The organism is Allopseudospirillum japonicum (assembly GCF_900108915.1).
GTDB classification, from domain to species: domain Bacteria; phylum Pseudomonadota; class Gammaproteobacteria; order Pseudomonadales; family Halomonadaceae; genus Pseudospirillum; species Pseudospirillum japonicum.
The window spans coordinates 67,500-87,421 of sequence record NZ_FNYH01000002.1 but is presented as its reverse complement, the minus strand read 5'-3'; the positions used below and the strand labels follow the sequence as shown (position 1 = coordinate 87,421).

At 46.6% G+C, this 19,922-nt stretch carries 12 protein-coding genes; 10 read left to right on the top strand and 2 right to left on the bottom strand.

Annotated elements, in window-relative coordinates:
- The first annotated feature begins 44 nt into the window (after window positions 1-44).
- From rppH to guaB, 4 genes are all read left to right on the top strand, one after another.
- Window positions 45-644: an RNA pyrophosphohydrolase gene (gene rppH, locus BMX05_RS02720; protein WP_093308430.1), complete on the top strand. Its 600-nt coding sequence runs from the start codon at window positions 45-47 to the stop codon at window positions 642-644.
- Window positions 634-2,913: a phosphoenolpyruvate--protein phosphotransferase gene (gene ptsP / locus BMX05_RS02715; RefSeq protein ID WP_093308429.1), complete on the top strand. Its 2,280-nt coding sequence runs from the start codon at window positions 634-636 to the stop codon at window positions 2,911-2,913. The genes rppH and ptsP overlap by 11 nt, the downstream gene beginning before the upstream one ends.
- A gap of 129 nt (window positions 2,914-3,042) precedes the next feature.
- Window positions 3,043-5,634, top strand: a complete 2,592-nt coding sequence (gene mutS, locus BMX05_RS02710) for a DNA mismatch repair protein MutS (protein ID WP_093308653.1) — start codon at window positions 3,043-3,045, stop codon at window positions 5,632-5,634.
- A gap of 159 nt (window positions 5,635-5,793) precedes the next feature.
- On the top strand, window positions 5,794-7,263 hold the full coding sequence (gene guaB / locus BMX05_RS02705) for an IMP dehydrogenase (RefSeq protein WP_093308428.1): 1,470 nt from the start codon (window positions 5,794-5,796) through the stop codon (window positions 7,261-7,263).
- A 74-nt stretch (window positions 7,264-7,337) separates the two neighbouring features.
- On the opposite strand, the gene BMX05_RS02700 is transcribed toward guaB, so the two are convergent.
- A complete protein-coding gene (locus BMX05_RS02700) occupies window positions 7,338-7,757 on the bottom strand; it encodes a PaaI family thioesterase (protein WP_093308427.1) in 420 nt (139 codons plus the stop codon).
- Window positions 7,758-7,964: 207 nt separating this feature from the next.
- On the opposite strand from BMX05_RS02700, the gene guaA reads away from it, so the two are divergent.
- Complete coding sequence (gene guaA / locus BMX05_RS02695; RefSeq protein WP_093308426.1) at window positions 7,965-9,539, top strand: glutamine-hydrolyzing GMP synthase; 1,575 nt, start codon at window positions 7,965-7,967, stop codon at window positions 9,537-9,539.
- Window positions 9,540-9,701: 162 nt separating this feature from the next.
- Here guaA and BMX05_RS02690 read toward each other — a convergent pair whose 3' ends face one another.
- A complete protein-coding gene (locus tag BMX05_RS02690) occupies window positions 9,702-11,873 on the bottom strand; it encodes an ATP-binding cassette domain-containing protein (protein ID WP_093308425.1) in 2,172 nt (723 codons plus the stop codon).
- Window positions 11,874-12,504: 631 nt separating this feature from the next.
- Between BMX05_RS02690 and BMX05_RS02680 the strand changes: the two genes are divergently transcribed.
- The 5 genes from BMX05_RS02680 to fba all read left to right on the top strand — a co-directional run bounded on the left by BMX05_RS02680 (window position 12,505) and on the right by fba (window position 19,893).
- Window positions 12,505-13,908 (top strand): PepSY-associated TM helix domain-containing protein, encoded by a 1,404-nt coding sequence (locus tag BMX05_RS02680; RefSeq protein WP_093308423.1) that lies wholly within the window; start codon window positions 12,505-12,507, stop codon window positions 13,906-13,908.
- Between the two features lie 470 nt (window positions 13,909-14,378).
- Complete coding sequence (gene tkt / locus BMX05_RS02675; RefSeq protein WP_093308422.1) at window positions 14,379-16,403, top strand: transketolase; 2,025 nt, start codon at window positions 14,379-14,381, stop codon at window positions 16,401-16,403.
- A gap of 117 nt (window positions 16,404-16,520) precedes the next feature.
- Window positions 16,521-17,564 carry a type I glyceraldehyde-3-phosphate dehydrogenase gene (locus BMX05_RS02670; protein WP_093308421.1) on the top strand — a complete coding sequence of 348 codons (1,044 nt, stop codon included), beginning with the start codon at window positions 16,521-16,523 and terminating at the stop codon, window positions 17,562-17,564.
- A 53-nt stretch (window positions 17,565-17,617) separates the two neighbouring features.
- Window positions 17,618-18,793 carry a phosphoglycerate kinase gene (locus BMX05_RS02665; RefSeq protein ID WP_093308420.1) on the top strand — a complete coding sequence of 392 codons (1,176 nt, stop codon included), beginning with the start codon at window positions 17,618-17,620 and terminating at the stop codon, window positions 18,791-18,793.
- 53 nt (window positions 18,794-18,846) lie between these two features.
- The gene (gene fba, locus BMX05_RS02660) at window positions 18,847-19,893 is read left to right on the top strand and encodes a class II fructose-bisphosphate aldolase (protein ID WP_093308419.1); all 1,047 of its coding nucleotides are present in this window, start codon (window positions 18,847-18,849) and stop codon (window positions 19,891-19,893) included.
- The last annotated feature ends 29 nt before the right edge of the window (window positions 19,894-19,922 follow it).

Genomic DNA, 19,922 nt, shown 5'->3' with positions numbered 1-19,922 from the left:
GCTTGTGGAAAAATACCTAGAATTACTTTTTAAAGGTGCAGTCCGTGATCGATATTGACGGCTATAGGCCGAATGTCGGCATTATTATTGCCAATCAACAGGGGCAACTACTGTGGGCACGTCGTTGTGGTCAAGACGCTTGGCAATTTCCACAAGGTGGCATCAAGCAACACGAAACCCCTGAACAAGCTTTGCTACGTGAACTCGCTGAAGAAATCGGCTTACAAGCGCATCAAGTCCGGATTCTTGCTTGTACACGCGGCTGGCTACGTTATCGCTTGCCACGGCGGATGATTCGCCAAAATTGCCGTCCTTTGTGTGTTGGCCAAAAGCAAAAGTGGTTTTTATTGCAACTCTTGTGTCAAGATAAAGATATTCATCTTGATGCGTGTGCACATCCTGAATTTGATACTTGGCGTTGGGTTAGCTATTGGTATCCTTTGGGACAGGTGGTTTCTTTTAAACGGGAAGTCTATCGACGTGCGTTGAAAGAACTTGCACCACGCTTGCATGCTTTAATCACAGCTCAGCATAAAGCTTCCCATGAAGACACAGGGCGGCGGCGCTATCATTATAAAAGCCGTGACGGGCACACGTCCCACAGACGTCATTTTAAACCGAGAGGCTCTAAGCATGTTAGATAAGCTGCGTCGTATTGTGCAAGAAGTGAGCAGCGCGCGCGATCTGCCAAGTGCGCTGGCCACCATTGTGATGCAGGTGCAAGACACTATGCAAACAGACGTATGCTCGGTTTATCTTTTCAATGCAGAAACCCATAAATATGTGCTCATGGACACACGCGGTTTAAATCCAGAAGCGATTGGCCGCGTGAGTCTAGCACCTAGCGAAGGTTTAGTCGGTTATGTCGGTCAGCGCGAAGAACCCGTCAATCTGGAAGAAGCTCCTGCACACCCAAGATATCGATATTTGGCAGAAACCGGCGAGGAAAAGTACCACTCCTTCTTAGGTGTGCCTATTATTCATCAACGCCGTGTACTTGGCGTTTTAGTCGTCCAACAGCAAGCCAAACGCCGTTTTGATGAGGGTGAAGAAGCCTTTTTAGTGACTGTATCAGCGCAATTAGCTGGTGTCTTAGCACATGCCTTAGCCACAGGTGCGGTGCAAGATCCGCAAGACCACCAAGGCCAAGTACTAAAACAAGCAAGTTTTCAAGGCATTGCAGGCGCAACAGGTATCGCTTTAGGGGAAGGCTGGGTGATTACGCCGCCTGCTGATTTAAACAGCGTCAGTGCAAAGCAGATTACTGATATTGCTAGCGAGCAAGCCCTTTTATTACAAGCTTTAGCCAGTGTACGCGCTGATATTCAGCGAATTAGCCAAACCCTTGAGCAAGGATTAGGCCAGCAAGAACGCCTGCTATTTGATGGCTATTTGCAAATGCTCGATGATGAGATCTTAGGTGCGGAAATCTGTAGCCATATTGCGCAAGGTGAATGGGCCCAAGGGGCGTTACGTTCCGTGATTGATGCCTATTTATATCAACTTGAACGCGTCGATGATGCCTATTTGCGCGAGCGTGCGGCTGATATTCGCGATCTAGGGCGGCGCATTTTGTCTTATTTACAAGCCCAACAACCCCCAGAAGTCTGCGAATACCCACCTGCAATCTTGCTGATTAGTGAAGAACTGACCCCTGCGATGCTCGGGGAAGTCCCGCGTGAACGCCTTGTGGGGCTAGTTTCCGTACAAGGCTCCAGTAATTCCCATATTGCTATTTTAGCGCGTGCGATGGGCATTCCGACCATTATGGGCATGACCAACCTGCCTTACACACGCCTACAAGGCCGTTCCTTAGTGCTGGATGGGTATCATGGCAAATTAATTACTAATCCGACCCCTGAAGTCGAACACCATTACCGCCAACTGCTCAAACAAGAACAAATGCTAGCCGATGGCCTTGCAGCTGAACGTGATTTACCTTGTGAAACCTTAGATGGCATTCAAGTCCCTTTGTGGGTTAATACAGGGCTTGGTGGTGATAATGGCCAATCGCTTGCCCAAGGTGCACAAGGGGTAGGGCTTTATCGCACGGAAGTGCCCTTTATGATTCAAGAGCGCTTTCCCAGCGAACAAGAACAAGCACGCATTTATCGCACCCAGCTAGAAGCTTTTGCCCCACAACAAGTGACTATGCGTACCCTAGATATTGGGGGTGATAAAGACTTGCCATATTTCCCGATTGAGGAAGCCAACCCCTTCCTTGGTTGGCGCGGGATTCGCGTGACACTCGATCATCCCGAAGTATTTTTAGCCCAGATTCGCGCCATGTTACGTGCGAGTGAAGGCCTAGAAAACTTACGGATTATGCTGCCAATGATTGCCAGCACCCATGAAGTTGACGAAGCCTTAAGCCTTTTGCAAAGAGCCAAACGCGAACTGCGCCAAGAAGGTGTACGCTTTCAAGATCCGCCTGTCGGTGTCATGATTGAAGTACCCGCAGCCGTGTTCCAAGTGGAGGCTTTAGCCCAACGTGTTCACTTTCTTTCTGTAGGCAGCAATGACCTCACCCAATACCTTTTAGCAGTCGATCGCAATAATTCACGCGTCGCCCATTTATACAGCGCGTTCCATCCTTCCGTATTGCAAGCCTTACAGCGTATTGTACGCGGTGCACATGCACGCCAACGATCTGTCAGTATCTGTGGTGAACTCGCAGGCGATCCAGCCGGCGCTTTGCTTTTGCTTGCGATGGGGTATGATGCCTTGTCGATGAATGCACCCAATCTTGCCAAGGTCAAACGCGCCCTTCGTCAGGTACATTTGGCCCAAGTTCAGGCCCTGCTTGCAGATGTGTTAACCCTAGACACAGCCCAGCAAGTGTATGCCCATGTTGAGCGTTTTATGCATGATGTGGGTTTAAACCCATTACTGCGCCCTAGCGCACCACCTTAGTAAAAAACGACTAGGCCCTTGCTTGAAAAAACCCGCTTTGCGGGTTTTTCGCTTTCCTACATTGACCAAATACTGACTCTCTAGGTTACTCTCGTGAAAAGCCAGCAAAAAACCCCACAACATACCCCTATGATGCAGCAATATTTAGCGATTAAGCAGGAATACCCTGAAATTTTGGTCTTTTATCGCATGGGGGATTTCTATGAGCTGTTTTTTGACGATGCACGCAAGGCGGCAGCTTTATTAGATATTACCCTCACCCAACGCGGGCAATCTGCAGGGGAGCCGATCCCTATGGCTGGTGTCCCTTATCACGCAGTAGAAAATTATCTTGTACGTCTAGTACAAGCTGGGGAATCGGTTGCAATTTGCGAACAGATCGGCGACCCAGCACAAAGCAAAGGGCCAGTCGAACGCCAAGTAGTCCGGATTATCACCCCAGGGACACTGTCTGATGAGGCTTTGCTAGATGCACGCACAGATAACCTCGTAGTTGCCGTGCATTACCATAAAAAACGCGGTCAACAAATTTGGGGGCTTGCCAGCCTTTCCTTAAGTAGTGGTGAATTTAGCATTTGTGAACTTGATTCATGGCGTGCACTAGAAGCAGAACTTGCTCGCTTACAAGCTGCCGAACTTTTATATAACGAAGCCTTAGAGTGGCCTGCAGAAATCACCCAAACCCAAGGGAGTCGTCGTTATCCTAGTTGGCATTTTGATCTAGAAACTAGTACCCATCTTTTATGCCAACAATTCCAAGTACAAGATTTAAGCGGTTTTGGCTGCCAACATGCCCAAGTTGCCTTAGGGGCTGCGGGCGCGTTATTGCAGTATGCACGAGAAACACAAAAAACCCACTTAAGCCATATTCAAAGCCTGCGCCTAGAGCAAACGGAGACTTTTCTACAAATTGATGCCCTCAGTCGTCGCCACTTAGAAATCGAAACCAATGTACAAGGTGGCAGCAACCACACTCTAGTGGCTCTACTTGATCATTGCGCCACACCTATGGGCTCACGTTTATTAAGACGCTGGCTAGGCCAACCTTTGCGCAATCTTACGCTGCTACAAGCACGCCAGGCGAGCCTTGGTGCCTTACTTGCTGAGCCACAGGCATTGCAGCAATTGCCTGAATTACTCAAACCTGTGGGCGATATGCAAAGGATTCTCACCCGAGTTGCCTTAGGCAGTGCACGTCCACGCGATTTAACACGTTTAACCCTTGGCTTATTACAGCTCCCTGATTTACATAGCCAAACTCGTGCTTATCCAGTGTCACTACTACAAGATTTGCATACCCAAATCCAACCCCATCCCCAACTTAGCCAATATTTACAAAGTGCTTTGGTGGAAAACCCGCCTGCGGTCTTGCGTGATGGCGGGGTGATTGCAACAGGCTTCGATGCGGAATTAGACGAATTGCGCCAAATCAGCCAGCATGCTGGCGATTACTTATTACAAATGGAGAAAGAAGAAAAACAGCGTACCGGTTTATCCAGTCTTAAAGTGAGCTATAACCGAGTCCACGGCTATTTTATCGAATTAAGCCGTACGCAAGCGGCACAAGCCCCGACACATTATGTACGCCGCCAAACATTAAAAAATGTCGAACGCTATATCACCCCAGAGCTTAAAGCCTTTGAAGATAAAGCGCTTTCTGCACAATCACGCGCACTCAGTCGAGAAAAATATTTGTATGAGCAAATTTTACTTAAGATTCAGCAAAACCTGACAGAGCTACAAGCCTGTGCGCAAGCATTAGCTGAGTTAGATGTGTTAACAACACTCGCACACAAGGCACAAGAAGGGGAATGGATTTGCCCTGAACTGGTGACAGATTCTGTGTTAAGCATTCAACAAGGGCGTCACCCAGTGATTGAAACTGTTAGCCAGCAACCCTTTGTTGCCAATGATCTGCACCTAGACGCAAATACACGTATGTTGATGATTACTGGACCGAATATGGGCGGTAAATCCACCTATATGCGGCAAACTGCTTTATTGGCTGTGCTTGCCCATATTGGCAGCTATATCCCAGCACAAGGTGCGCGCATTGGCCTATTGGATCGTATCTTTACCCGTATCGGTGCAGCGGATGATTTAACCTCTGGGCGTTCAACCTTTATGGTAGAAATGACGGAAACAGCCAATATTTTGCATAACGCCAGTGCACACAGTTTAGTTCTGATGGATGAAATTGGCCGAGGCACCAGCACCTTTGACGGTTTAGCCTTAGCTTGGGCCAGTGCACAAGCTTTAGTGCAACGAGGTGCTTTTACCTTATTTGCGACCCATTATTTTGAACTGACCGAGCTGGCGGCGACTTCTCCCAGTCTAGAAAATGTGCATCTTACCGCTACTGAATATCAAGATGAGCTGATTTTTTTACATCAGGTACAAAAGGGGGCAGCGAGCCGCAGCTATGGGTTACAAGTCGCACGTTTAGCAGGTATGCCACGTGCAGTATTACAGCAAGCGGCACGCAAATTACAGGAATTAGAAATCCAGCATCATCCACAAGCAGATTTATTTCAGGCCCAGATCCAAACGGCAACACCTGTTTTCGATACGCAAGCACAAAGTCTGCTTGAAGAGCTGCAAGCCCTTGATATTGATGCTTTAACACCGAAACAAGCACTTGCCCATTTATATGCCTATCAAGAACGTCTTTTGCAAGGCGAGTGCACAGAGTCAAATTGCAGTAATTTACCCTTAAGCTGAATTGGGTTAAAATGAGCGATTAATTCCTTTTCGCTTTATCCCACCTTGTTGTTATGTTGATAACCAACGAGTTTATACTCTCTGAGTTAGCTGGCCTATCTCAGAGAGTTTTTGTATAGGCTATTCATTTCATTCATTTAACACGCGGGCGCACGCATTATGTTACGTATCGCAGAAGAAGCCTTAACCTTCGATGACGTCTTGCTTATCCCCAGTTACTCGGAAGTGCTTCCTAAAGAAGTGAGTTTAAAAACTCAACTGACACGCGGCATTAGCCTTAATATTCCTCTAGTTTCTGCAGCTATGGATACAGTGACTGAGGCACGTTTAGCTATTGCTATGGCTCAGGAAGGGGGCATAGGCATCATTCATAAAAATATGACAATTGCCCAGCAAGCTGCCGAAGTCCGTAAGGTGAAAAAGCACGAAAGTGTGATCGTTAAAGATCCAATTACTGTGGCTCCCACTACCTCTATTCAAGCCCTATTTGAACTGGCACAAGATCACGGGTTTTCAGGTTTCCCCGTGGTAGAAGGCGATGATTTAGTGGGGATCGTCACTGGGCGTGATATGCGCTTTCAGGCCGATATGCAGCAAAGTGTTGCTGATATTATGACGCCAAAAAACAAGCTAGTGACCGCACCAGAAGGCACCTCGCTGGAAGCAATTAAAGCGCGTTTGCATGAGCACAGAGTTGAGAAAATCCTGATTGTTGATGCCAATTTCCATTTACAAGGTTTGGTAACGGTCCGTGATATCGAAAAAGCACGGACTTGGCCACATGCCTGTAAAGACGAAGATGGGCGCTTGCGCGTCGGTGCGGCAGTCGGAACCGGGCCGGAAACGCTTGATCGCGTTGCGGCCTTGGTAGAAGCTGGCGTGGATGTGATTATTGTCGATACTGCCCACGGCCACTCCAAAGGGGTCCTCGATCGTGTGGCTTGGATCAAACAAACCTATCCACAAGTGCAAGTTATCGGTGGCAATATCGCCACAGCAGAAGCTGCGATTGCTTTAGCAGAAGCCGGTGCCGATGGCGTCAAAGTGGGCATTGGCCCAGGCTCCATTTGTACCACACGGATTGTTGCCGGTGTTGGGGTACCGCAAATTAGCGCTGTTTCTAATGTCGCAGCCGCTTTGCAACCTTATGGCATTCCTTTGATTGCAGATGGTGGTGTGCGTTTCTCTGGTGATTTAGCCAAAGCGGTTGTTGCCGGTGCACACGCGGTGATGGTCGGCGGCTTGCTTGCTGGGACAGAAGAAGCACCCGGCGAGGTTGAGCTTTACCAAGGTCGTAGCTATAAAGCCTATCGTGGTATGGGTTCTTTAGGTGCTATGGCACAATCGCAAGGTTCTTCTGATCGTTATTTCCAAGATAAGGAAGAAGGCGTCGAGAAACTCGTCCCGGAAGGAATTGAAGGCCGTGTCCCTTACAAAGGCAGCATGAGCGCCATTGTACATCAATTGATGGGCGGCTTGCGTGCTTCCATGGGCTATACAGGTTGCCACACCATGGAACAAATGCGTACCCAACCGCGTTTTGTCAAAATTACTGGTGCAGGGATTCGTGAATCTCATGTCCATGATGTGCAAATCACTAAAGAAGCGCCTAACTATCGCGTAGGTTAACTTTAAATCCTTTGGGCTACCTAGGTAGCCCAAGTGGGTTAATCCGCAGGACCGTACACAAACGCCTCTCTTCATTACTCACGCGGCGGAATCGAATAAGTCGCAGTGATATGCGCTACCATATCTTCTGCACCTTGCGAATAGATCTCCACCTCACCGACTACCAAACGTTTCCCTAATTTTAACAAGCGCGTTTGCGCGATTAAGTCCTGTTGCGCACTGGGTTTATTGAGAAAATTAGCTTGCAAACTCGTCGTCACTGCCAAAGCTTTTGGCCCAATTTGTGCTAACAAAGCAACATAAATAGCCACATCGGCTAAGGCCATCATCGTCGGGCCAGAAACAGTCCCACCAGGACGCAAATGCTCCTCTGCAATAGGTAGACGCAGAGTCGCACCCATAGGAAAAATCTGTTCCACCACCCCAATATGTTGCGGAAATTCTTGGTCCAAAAATACACGGACTTCATCTAAAGTCATAGCGAGCGCTTGCATCAAGGGATTTTCTCCTGTGCTTGTTATTTTTAGAGTTTTGATTATGGCTTGTCACTTGCGGGGGGTAAACTGGTGTCTACCCAGTCACACTCGGATAAATCGACTTTCCCCGTTTTGCGGTGCACATGAGATCACAAAATACCCTATACTTAGGGCCTTTATTTTTCTTATGGCCTAAGCCTAGATGTAACGATGAGGCGCACCTGCATGCATGATATCCATTCACACAAAATCCTTATTCTTGATTTTGGTTCTCAATACACTCAGTTGATTGCACGCCGTATCCGTGAAATCGGGGTTTACTCGGAAATTCATGCTTTTGATATGCCGGCGTCCGAGATTCAAGCCTTCAATCCTAAAGCGATTATTTTGGCCGGTGGTCCTGAATCTGTTACCGAGCTAGGCTCTCCGCGTGCGCCTGATTGCGTGTTCACCTTAGGCGTGCCTGTACTCGGGATTTGCTATGGTATGCAAACGATGGCAGAACAATTGGGCGGCAAGGTTGCCGGCTCTAATGTACGCGAATTTGGTTATGCGCAAATCCAAATTGAGCAAGAAGGGGCTTTATTCCGTGATATTAAAGACCATGTGAATGCACAAGGTCAGGCTCTTTTAGATGTCTGGATGAGCCACGGCGACAAAGTCAGCCAATTACCAGAAGGTTTCGTATGTACTGCCTCAACGCCGTCTTGTACGTATGCAGCCATGGCATGTGAACAAAAACATTTATACGGCGTCCAGTTTCATCCAGAAGTCACGCACACCTTACAAGGCATGCGTATTTTAGAACGTTTTGTACTAGAAATTGCCGCCTGTGATGCTTTATGGACGCCGGCGCACATTATTGAAGATTTGATCACACGAGTACGCGCCCAAGTCGGTCCGCAAAAAGTGCTCTTGGGCCTTTCTGGGGGCGTGGATTCTTCCGTAGTCGCGGCGCTTTTACATAAGGCGATTGGTGAGCAACTCACCTGTGTGTTTGTCGATAATGGCTTGTTGCGCAAAAATGAAGGCGATCAGGTCATGGAGATGTTCGCGGCGAATATGGGTGTGCGTGTGATTCGTGCAGATGCTGAGCAAGTCTTCCTGAGTAAGCTTGTTGGCGTGCAAGATCCAGAACAAAAGCGCAAGCTCATCGGCAATACCTTTATTGAGATTTTCGACCAAGAAGCTGCCAAACTGCAAGATGTGCACTTCTTAGCGCAAGGTACCATTTACCCTGATGTGATTGAATCCGCTGCGGCTAAAACCGGCAAAGCCCATGTGATTAAATCACACCATAATGTGGGTGGCTTGCCGGAAGATATGCAGTTTGAGTTAGTCGAGCCACTGCGTGAGTTATTTAAAGATGAAGTGCGCCGCATCGGTTTAGAACTCGGCTTACCTTACGATATGGTGTATCGCCATCCCTTCCCGGGGCCTGGTTTGGGCGTGCGCATTTTAGGTGAGGTGAAAAAAGAATACGCAGATATTCTACGAGAAGCCGACGCTATCTTTATTGAGGAACTACACAAGGCCGACTGGTACCATAAAACCAGCCAAGCCTTTGCAGTCTTCTTGCCGGTAAAATCTGTGGGTGTGGTTGGCGATGGCCGTCGTTATGAATGGGTGATTGCTTTACGAGCGGTAGAAACCATTGATTTTATGACTGCACGCTGGGCCCATTTACCTTATGAGTTATTAGAGAAAGTCTCTAACCGCATTATTAACGAAATTAGCGGTGTTTCCCGAGTGACTTATGATGTTTCCAGCAAACCACCAGCCACGATTGAGTGGGAGTAGGATTTACTGTAACTAGCAGTTGGGCTTTCCCTGCACATAATAATCCCAGTCAGTTCATTGTGAATTGACTGGGATTTTTTGTTTTTCACCGTGATATAAATTGTGATGCTGGCCTTCTATTTAAGGCACAACCTGAAGCTTTAGTGTCCACTAATATATTGACTAGTTTGGTAGTTGTGAAATGTCTGAGTACAGCTGATATAAGCGATGGGCTGACATATCCAAGATGGGCTCGTACATGAACGAATTGAGGTGGATGTTCTCTGGAGTCATCAGGTTTACTTGGTCCAACAAGCTTATGGTTTCTTCATCACCTAGTTGGTCCTCCACGTATCGATCAAAGAGTACCCGTGTCTGATTAGATGTTATGGAATTAACAAAGTCAGCGTCAGCGATTCCTCTGATCATGAATTCTTCAGCCTTAATTCTAATGGCCATGGCTAAAATTACTTTGCATTCAAGTTCAGGAGATTCATTGTTGGCGGCGATGAATTTGTCACTATATTGCAAGATTTTATCCAAAATGCGTTCATCACCATTCAGGATTACGATCTCTGATAGATCTGTGAATATATTTCGGTACACTTCTTGTAGGTGGCTTATTTTTATATCTCTGGTGTCTTCTTTTAAATGCAGCAATGACGTAAGGGTGTTGAAATGATCCTCATGGCCACAATATTCAGCTATGTTCCTGGCAAATGGTATACTGGCGAGCAGATAGCTTTCATTGGTATTTAGTTCTTGCTTCCATGCTTTGAAGACATCATTCTGATACTTTTCTTTTACAATTTTTATGCTGCCCGGCGACTTTATTGCCATTAGCCGATTGTTTCTTTTGGCGCCCAGTCTGCTGCTAATGATTCTATGGAAGTCAAAATTGTGAGTAAGTAGTAGTAGGTGGAAGTTTTCGAACTTTGAAATGTCTCTCAAATATTCGACAATTGCGTATTTGTTTTTATAGTCAAAAGAATCAGCTATATCATCAATTATAAGCAAAATGGGATGAGTGACCTGTTTACGTATCTCTATTTCAAATAGGATGTTAAGTATATAAAGTGCTCTCTTTTCTCCTTGGCTTAGAGCCTCAATGAGACTCGACTGTTTTACCTGCTTTATCTCTCCTCTGCCATCGTCAAAATCAAATTTTATCGCAGGAGCAGCACTGTTAAGGATAACTTCATCTTGGTTCTCGATGCTTAATTTGAACGGAACACTGAAACGTTTGTTGAAAGTATCGACAACCGTTTCCCATGTGGTCTTCTGTTGCCGGGCTTGGGCAGTAATTTCTTCTACAACGGCTTTGTTTTGCTTATAGGTGTCAACCAAATCATCCCACAATGTTTTTTGGGATTGCAGATAGGCAATGATTACCTTCCTCTTAAGTAACGAGATGTCTTTGTACTCTGGGAGCAGATCTTGATGTTCTGTTATAAAATCTCTAAAAGCTTGAGTATCTTTTGTCTTGAGTTTTTCATCTACTTTCCCAAATTTCTCTCTTAGCTCAGGATTTTGAATAATTTTTTCTTGTTCAGTTTTTAATAGCTCGTTTAGCTTTTCCTTTGAATCTACTTCTTGTTTTTCGCCCTCAATAGTTAGATTCACACTGTGTGAAGCTGTAAAGAATCCTGATTCGCCTAAGTTCTTAGATATGTCGCCAGCCCTTTGATGGTTAAAGGTTTTTGACAAGATTGTAGATTCGCTGATAAGTTTTTCGTAGGTGTCAACGTATTCTTCTAAGTCTTGGTTGAAGCTGCCTGTGGAAATTAAGTCAATGACCTTTTGGTTGAAGAGGTCGCCATATTTTAATTCAGATAATTGAGTATAATCCGGTTGATCTTCCTGCGATATTTCAGTGAGTAGATCTAGAAGGCTTTTCTCTGGCCTGTTGAATGCGTCACATATGATTTCGGGTATGCTTTTAGCTTGCTTGCCAGAGAGCTTTGAGATGGATCTTATTAGTGCTGATCGCTTATCATCAACTTCTTTCAGAGCTGAGTCGTATTGTTGTTTGAGCTCATCATTGACAAGTAATGTTGAAATTTGCTGAGAGCTGTAGCTTTCATTGTATGAGTCAATGACCATGACTTGGCCAGATTCAATATATGAGTCATTAACTTTTATATCTCTGATGCATTCCCGGTCTGGAAATATTAAATCCTTGCTTTCATTGCCGCTTTCGATGTCTTTAAATACTTTGGCTAGCGATGTTTTCAGAGTGCCGTTAGGGGCATAAAGAGAGTTGACGCCATTATTGGTGTCTGATTTGATTAGATTGATTTCTTTTGTTAATTGATTTATACCATAGCAGTTTGTTAGCTCTAGGTTTACTTTCATGAATCATCCTTGGATAATATTTATGAATTTTAGTAAGTCCATGGTAGCAAAAATCGTACGGCGCGCTAGGGTGATGTGTATGAAGTGCTACACCAAGACTAGGCTAGATCATGAGAAGGGAGAAGCTGTCAATCGGCCCAGCTCTGATGTGATGAGCGAGTCCGCAGTGCGTTGGTTGACCTCTAAGAAGCTACAAGAGCTGCCCAGTGACATGGCAGAGGCATTTGCCTAGACTCGGACTGAGCTGCGGAAGCACAGAGCTACAAAAAAGTAGCAAAAATTCTTCGTGTGGTATAGTTTATGGTATTGCTAGATGGATTATTTATAACTTACTGAATTATATGAATATATTGTTCCTATTTATATTCGAGTGGGATAGATTTAAAAGGCGAGCATCTATCTGCAAGAACATATATAATCCCCCTATTTTCGATCACTTCAGCATAAATCAAACTGCGCTATTTTTTTGAGACTTATCCGAGCGTATTAATATTTTATTCTTTTAAATTAGTAAGTTACCTGCGTCTTTTTGCCGCGCGGATAGTGGCCCAAATGCGACATTTGACCGCGCATCTTTGGCAGAGCTCTCTGATAAATTCCCCACATCCTTTAATTTGATGTGGAAGATTAGATGAATACCCTCTCCAAAATACCGGAAACAGAAACCCATACCGGAATTGCTCAATCAAAATCCTCCTATAACCGTCTTTGGCGCTGGCACCTGTTGGCGGGTTTGTATGTCGTCCCCTTTATGCTGATGCTGAGCCTTACCGGAATCATCATGATGATTTATAAGCCGGTTATTGAACCCATATTCTATTCTGAACTGGTTTCTGTCGCCCCAGCAGAGAATCAGCCCAGAATGAGTTGGCAGCAACAGATAGAGCTCGTGCAACAGGCTTATCCAGATGGCATTGTCAGACAACTTCTGTTGCCGCATGACGCGAATGATTCTGTTCGAGTTTTGGTTAAACTGGCCGGTGAAAACTTGCAAGTGTTTGTTGATCCGTATCGGGGAAAAATTCTCGGTGCCGTTAACAAAGACGCAACACTTTACGCGCTAGCAGATAATATTCATGGCACTTTGCTGCTCGGTGCTTTTGGTGATGGGATGATTGAACTCGCTGCGGCACTGACTTTGATTTTGTTGATAACCGGCTTGATGATGTGGTGGGCGCGCCGTAAACGTCAGCCAGAGTATTTGCTGAAACCAAATTCAAAGCTGAAAGGACGTATGTCGCTGCGAGAATGGCATACGTTATCAGGTTTTTATCTAACAATTGTTCTGGGGCTATTTGTGGTGTCAGGTCTGTCCTGGACTGGTATCTGGGGGGCCAAAATGGTTCAGGCCTGGAATAGTTTTCCTGATGGTGTTTTTTCAGGCATTCCGTTGTCGGATCAAAGTCATGCTTCGCTGAATCCAGGTGTTGAAGAGCAAGTTCCTTGGAATCTGGAACAGACGCTGATGCCTGCATCAGGTTCCATGGCTGGAAAACCTGGGATTCCTCAAGGAACGCCTGTGAATGCTGATAGTGTGATCCAATATGCACAAGAAAATGGCATGACGCGTTTTCGTCTCAATCTACCAACGTCCCCTGAGGGGGTTTATACCGCGATGGCTGCAACCATGAGCGGTGATATTACTGATCCATACGCCGATAGAACTCTGCATATCGATCAATATACCGGTAAGGTGCTAGCTGATGTGGGCTATAAGGATTACAGCCTGTTTTCCAAAGCGATGGCGATTGGTATTCCTTTGCATATGGGACTGTGGGGTAAGAGCAATCTGGTGATCAATATTTTGCTGTGTCTCGGTATTATCTTTATCAGTGTTGCGGGTGTTGTGATGTGGTGGCAACGAAAACCTTCCAATCGCAGGATTCATCTGGGAGCACCCTCATCCACGAAGAAACGCGGTGCTTTGGTACTAATCCCTGTTATTTGCGGACTTTTTGTACCTCTGCTCGGTGTTACCTTGATAGGTTTCTGGCTGCTGACAACCGTGATGTGCAAGTCTAAAGCAATCGCCTGATAGTCGGCTGATAGAACCTCAATAGCACTTAGCACCCGAGAGGCCCTCTTCCTTATAAACTCATAAAAAGGATCAGGGCTTTTTGGTTTTTAAGCACCGACACAACTTAGTCTACAACGCGGATATGATGGGCATTAACAAAAATAGCTTCCAGTGAGTGAGCTACACCACTCAGGTTGTAATCAATTTGATCCGTCGTTGCATCCTTGCCTGTCTGACGACTTCAGGTTTTGCTCTGAGCAAACATTAAATAAATTTTTGTTTACACTGATATTTTTTGTGGTTTTTTCTCTTGCATCATCAGGATGTTATCTGTGATTTTAAGCTCTTGACTAACGTTGCTTGGTCAACAGAAAGTGAAAAGCCGCAAACTTAAGCCCAGGATATGTTGAAGCCTGTGCCTAAGTGGGCGAAAATACTTAAACTTTTTTGCTTATTATTCATTTGATGCCTGCAGGAGTCCGCCGACCATGCCTTCACGATCACAAGTTGCCAATGCCATTCGCGCCCTTTCTATGGATGCTGTGCAAAAGGCAAAATCAGGCCATCCCGGTGCCCCCATGGGTATGGCTGATATTGCTGAAGTCCTTTGGAATCAGTACCTTAAACATAACCCACAAGATCCCAAATGGGCAGATCGTGACCGCTTTGTGCTCTCAAATGGTCATGGTTCTATGTTGCTTTACTCACTGCTGCATCTCAGTGGTTATCATGTTTCTCTGGAAGATTTACAAAACTTCCGCCAGTTACATGCCAAAACCGCAGGTCACCCAGAATATGGCTATGCTCCTGGGGTAGAAACCACTACAGGCCCATTAGGCCAAGGCATCACGAACGCAGTGGGGATGGCCATTGCGGAAAAAACCCTAGCCGCACAATTTAACCGTCCTGAACTTAATATTGTCGATCACTACACTTATTGTTTCTTAGGCGATGGCTGCATGATGGAAGGCATCAGCCATGAGGCTTGTTCTCTAGCTGGTACGCTAGGCCTAGGTAAATTGATTGCTTTTTATGATGACAATGGCATTTCGATTGATGGCGAAGTAAAAGGCTGGTTTACCGATGATACCCAAGCACGTTTTCGTGCCTATGGCTGGCATGTCATTGCCGGGATTGATGGTCACAACCCGCAACAAATCCAAGATGCTATTGCAGAAGCACGTGCCAATACCCGCCAACCCAGCTTAATTATCTGTAAAACCATTATTGGTTTTGGTTCGCCGAACAAGCAGGGCAAAGAAGAATGCCACGGTGCTCCTTTAGGTGAAGAAGAAATTAAACTGACACGCTTAGAACTCGGCTGGCCTTATGCGCCTTTCGAAGTCCCAGAAGAGATTTACCAAGCGTGGGACGCCAAAGAAAAAGGAGCACAAGCCCAATCAGAATGGCAAACCAAATTCGCTGCTTACCAAGCCCAATATCCTGAATTAGCCGCTGAATTTGTCCGCCGGATGCAAGGCCAGTTACCAGAGGATTTTGCAGCGCAAGCCGATGCTTATATTCAAGCCTGTCAACAAGAAGGTGCCAGCCTAGCGACCCGTAAAGCCAGCCTTAACACTTTAAATGCGCTGGCCCCTCAATTACCGGAATTACTCGGTGGTTCCGCAGATTTAGCCCCTTCCAACCTCACTTTCTGGTCTGGTGCCAAAGCCATTAGCGCCGAAGATGCCAGCGGCAATTACTTACATTATGGTGTACGTGAATTTGGTATGGCCGCCATCATGAATGGCCTAGTCTTACATGGTGGCTTTGTACCTTATGGGGCAACCTTTTTAATCTTTATGGAATACGCACGCAATGCCGTACGTATGGCCGCGTTAATGAAGCAACGTGCTTTGTATGTGTTTACGCATGATTCCATTGGTTTAGGCGAAGATGGCCCTACCCACCAGCCGATTGAGCAAATTGCCAATTTACGTATGACGCCGAATATGGCGGTGTGGCGTCCTTGTGATGCAGTAGAAACTGCCGTCGCGTGGAAGCAAGGTTTATTACGTACGCAAGGGCCCACCAGCTTCATTTTATCGCGACAAAACCTGCCACATCAGGCACGCACACCAGAACAAGTCGATAACATTGCTCGTGGCGCTTATGTCCTAAAAGACGAAGCACAAGTCCAAGGCAAAGAGGCCGATGCTATCCTGATCGCGACAGGTTCTGAAGTCGGCCTCGCAGTACAAGCCGCAGAACAACTCGCACAAGCGGGTATTTTAGTACGTGTGGTCTCCATGCCTTGTACGCAAGCCTTTGATGAACAAGATGCCAGCTACCGCCAGCAAGTGTTACCGGCAGAAATTGGTGCGCGCGTTGCGATTGAAGCGGCCCATCAAGATTATTGGTATAAGTATGTCGGTCTGGAAGGCCGCATTATTGGTATGCAATCTTTTGGTGAATCCGCACCTGCAGAGCTTTTATTCGAGCATTTTGGCTTCACCGTCGACAATGTTGTCGCCCAAGTAAGCGAATTACTGGATGATGCCCAAGACGATTAATCACCTTCGTCTTTACTGAGGTCACAGGCGCCTAATCATAGGGGCCTGTTTTTTCTGTATTGCTTGACGATACAAACTCGGCAAGCCTGAGCTTTTATCGACCCAAGGAGAACCCCAGTGGGATCAAGCCCGCAAACTTATCGTATTGCCATTAATGGCTATGGACGTATTGGCCAATGCGTATTACGTGCTTGTTATGAACGCCGTGATGCGCAAGCTTTGCAGATTGTGGCCTTAAATGAGCTATCCGATAGTGAAACCATCGCTTATCTCACGCGTTATGACACCACGCATGGACGTTTTCCCGGTCAAGTGCGCCATGAAGCCCAGCGCCTTTTAATTGATGATTACCCCATTATGCTACTCAATCATGCCCAACCTAAGGATTTACCTTGGGATGATTTAGGCATTGATTTAGTGTTGGAATGTTCCGGCAGTTTTAAAGACAAGGCCACCGCACAGGTGCATTTAGAAGCTGGCGCGCGGCGTTTGCTATTTTCACAACCTGCTGAACCCAATGTGGATGCGACCATTGTGTATGGTGTCAATCACCGCGAACTACGTAGCCAGCATACGGTTGTTTCTGCTGCATCCTGCACCACAAATTGCGTGGTGCCTATCTTAAAACTCCTCGATGAACACCTTGGTATTGCCTATGGCACCACGACCACGATTCATTCAGCCATGAATGATCAGCCGGTGATTGATGCGTATCATCAAACGGATCTGCGGCTAACACGCTCGGCGATGCATTCGATTATTCCGGTTGACACCGGCTTGCCTCGGGGTATTGAGCGCTTACTGCCCCATTTAAAAGATCGTATCCAATCTCTCCATGTGCGCGTACCAACGATTAATGTCTCTGCTTTGGATTTAGTCATCCAAGTTCAACAAGCAACATGCGCGCAAGAAATCAATGCCTTATTAAAAGCCGCCAGTGAAAACGAGCTTGCAGGCATTGCAGGCTATAGCGAGGAAGTCCATGCCTCTGTCGATTTTAACCATGATCCACGCTCGGTGATTATTGATGCGACACAAACCCGAGTGGCCGGATCACACTTAGTGAAACTTTGGTGCTGGTTTGATAACGAATGGGGCTTTGCCAATCGTATGCTTGATGTCGCTTTGCATTGGTTACAGCTAGATCAAAATACGGATTAGAAATCAATCACTGATTCATTTAAAAAATTCAACTCAATAGAGGATTGCCTGCAATGTCTGTGATTAAAATGACTGAGTTAGACCTCAACAATCAACGTGTACTCATTCGTGAAGATCTCAACGTGCCAATCAAAGAAGGCCGTGTCAGCTCAGACGCACGGATTCGCGCCAGCTTGCCCACCATTCAAGCTGCTGTCGCTGCGGGTGCGCGTGTTTTATTAATGTCTCACTTAGGACGCCCCGAAGAAGGGGTCTATGATGAAGCCAGTTCACTAGCACCTGTGGCGGCGCATCTTAGCGAATTACTGGGCCAACCCGTGCCTTTAATTAAGGATTATCTACAACAAGCGCCAGAGGTTGCCCCAGGCCAAGTCGTATTACTGGAAAATGTACGCTTTAATGCAGGTGAAAAGAAAGACCATCCTGAACTTGCTCGTCAATATGCCGCCTTGTGTGATGTGTTTGTCATGGATGCGTTCGGCACCGCACACAGAGCTCAAGCCTCAACCCACGGCGTTGCTGAATATGCCCCTTGTGCTTGTGCTGGCCCCTTGCTTGCAGCGGAATTAGAAGCCCTAGAACAGGCCCTTGCCCATCCGAAAGCACCTATGCTCGCCATTGTAGGTGGCTCCAAAGTCTCTACCAAATTAGAGGTGTTAAACGCCCTTTCAGAAAAATGTGATCAACTGATTGTTGGCGGTGGCATTGCCAATACCTTCCTTGCGGCGGCAGGTTATGCGGTGGGCCAATCCTTATATGAGGCAGATTTGGTTGAGCAAGCCAAAACCTTGATGGAAAAAGTGCATATTCCTTTACCTACAGATGTCGTGGTTGCCAAAAGCTTTGCTGCCGATGCACAAGCCATCTTAAAGCCTGTCAGTGAAGTCGCCGAAGACGAGATGATTTTGGATATTGGCCCAGATTCAGCACAGGCGCTTGCGCAGCATCTGCAAGCTGCCGGTACAATTTTATGGAATGGCCCTGTGGGTGTATTTGAGTTTGATCAATTTGGCCAAGGCACCCAAGTGATTGCGCAAGCGATTGCAAAAAGCCAAGCCTTTTCTATTGCTGGTGGTGGCGACACCTTAGCAGCAATTGATAAGTACCAAATTGCCGACCAAGTTTCTTATATTTCTACCGGTGGTGGTGCTTTCCTTGAGTATGTCGAAGGCAAAGCTTTACCTGCGGTTGTTGCGTTACAAAAAGCCGCAGCGGCCAAAGCCCGCTAGGATGAGTATGCTTTCATCTATTTTTTACCTTCATTGATCAAAAAGGATCCATTATGGCCTTGATTAGCTTACGCCAAATGCTCGACCACGCTGCAGAATATGGCTATGGGGTACCCGCATTCAACGTGAATAACCTTGAGCAAATGCGTGCCATCATGCAGGCTGCGGATAAAACAGATTCGCCTGTCATCGTGCAAGCGTCTGCAGGGGCACGCAAATACGCAGGGGCGCCTTTCTTACGTCATTTGATTTTAGCCGCGATAGAAGAATTCCCGCACATTCCTGTGTGTATGCACCAAGATCATGGAACATCCCCTGCAGTTTGCCAACGTTCTATTCAACTTGGTTTTTCTTCCGTAATGATGGACGGTTCCTTGATGGAAGACGGCAAAACACCTGCCTCTTGGGACTATAACGTGAAAGTCACCCAAGAGACGGTCGCTATGGCTCATGCTTGTGGCGTCTCCGTTGAAGGAGAACTCGGTTGTTTAGGCAGCCTAGAAACGGGACAAGCCGGCGAAGAAGATGGCATAGGGGCCGAAGGTACCTTAGAGCATAGCCAAATGCTTACAGATCCAGAAGAAGCCGCCCAGTTTGTCCAAGAAACCGGCGTGGATGCGCTTGCCATCGCCATAGGAACCAGCCATGGCGCCTATAAATTTACTCGTCCACCAACAGGCGATATTCTCGCTATTGAGCGTATTAAAGCCATTCATGCACGTATTCCACAAACTCACCTCGTCATGCACGGCTCTTCTTCCGTGCCCCAAGAATGGCTTGCGGTGATTAACGAGTTTGGCGGCCAAATCCCAGAAACTTACGGTGTCCCAGTCGAGGAAATTGTTGAAGGGATTAAGCATGGTGTGCGCAAAGTGAATATCGACACAGATTTGCGTTTAGCTTCAACCGGTGCTATCCGTCGTTTCTTGGCTCAACACCCTGCTGAATTTGATCCGCGTAAATATTTAGCTGTCGCCAGCCAAGCCATGACAGAAATTTGTATTGCACGTTATGAAGCTTTTGGCACCGCAGGACAAGCCAGTAAAATCAAAACGATCAGTCTAGAGCACATGGCCGAGCGTTACGCGCAAGGTTTATAAACTCCTTAGCGAAACTCTCAATAAAAAGA